Source organism: Aureimonas pseudogalii (assembly GCF_014196835.1).
GTDB classification, from domain to species: Bacteria; Pseudomonadota; Alphaproteobacteria; order Rhizobiales; family Rhizobiaceae; genus Aureimonas; species Aureimonas pseudogalii.
On the sequence record NZ_JACIEK010000053.1, the window covers coordinates 1 to 1,080 of the forward strand.

Consider the following 1,080-nt stretch of genomic DNA (forward strand, 5'->3'; position numbering starts at 1 on the left):
GGCCTGCGGATGGATGTCCCAGAACTGTCGCAGCGCCCGCTTCGAGAGGATTTGCATCCCGACCAAATAGCTTGTTCCACATTTGGGAACAAGCTATTTGTTGTGCCTCGAAATGAACCGGCCTGTCAGAAGCATGAGCGCGATCGAGAGATCCGCAATCCCAGGGCCTCATGACACCTTCTCGCGGAGCCAGGACGCCAAGCCTGCATCGAGGCACATCTGCGACAGACGTTCCGGACCGATCAGCGAAACGCCATCCGGCTCACGGTCCACCGGCACGTTGCCGGTATGCCAGACGAAGAACATCCGGTCGTAGAGATCAGCCTGCTCGAAACGAGCAACGTAGTCCCTAAGGCTGGCGGCATTGGCCTGCGATTTGATTTGGACGAATGCTCGCTCTCCGGTCGTGGGCAGGAGGAGTTCGAGATCCACCGTCTTTTGCACACGCCCGACGACGCCGATGCGACGCCAACCGCTGGCCGAGAAAATGAGATCGACAAGCAGTTCGAAGTCCTGCCACGTCAGAAGCCGCATGAGACCGATGAGGGCGATCTTCATGGAGTGCTCGGCCTCTTCGGCCGCCGCAAGCTCTGGCGACAGCTCATCATTGAGCTTTCGCACGAGATAGGCTCGTTGTTTGACCTGGCAGATCGTGCCGCGGAACATCTGCACCTTCAGCAGATGGCCCGAAATGCGATCGGAGGACAACGAGATGCCTTTCAGGCTCTCGGTATGCCAGCCATCGACAGTAGCTCGGCGTCGGCTCTTGTCCGCCAAAACCTCGGTAGGTCCCGTTGGCTGGCACCAGTGGAGGAGACCGTTGGCGAAGGTGATGAACAAGGTGGTTTCGTCGGCCTCATAGAAGGCCTGTATCTGCTTCGTGTCGCGGGTCGCCGTACCAACGTCGCCGCGTCGTTTGGCCCAGAACGCTCTGACTTCGCCCCAAGCCCCTGCTTGGCAAAGATCATGGGGCGTCTCGTGGTATCTGGAGTGGACCCCATTTCGCCGGACAGGCGGCTGTTGGGTTTAGGCACTGAGCCTTATGAACTCACGAGGCGAGCGGAACTTCAGGCCTGAGTG

1 protein-coding gene is annotated in these 1,080 nt (G+C 59.4%); it reads right to left on the minus strand.

What is annotated here, in order from left to right; genetic code table 11:
• Positions 1-168 precede the first annotated feature (168 nt).
• On the minus strand, positions 169-840 hold the full coding sequence (locus tag GGR04_RS23680; RefSeq protein ID WP_210291963.1) for a hypothetical protein: 672 nt from the start codon (positions 838-840) through the stop codon (positions 169-171).
• Positions 841-1,080: the final 240 nt, after the last annotated feature.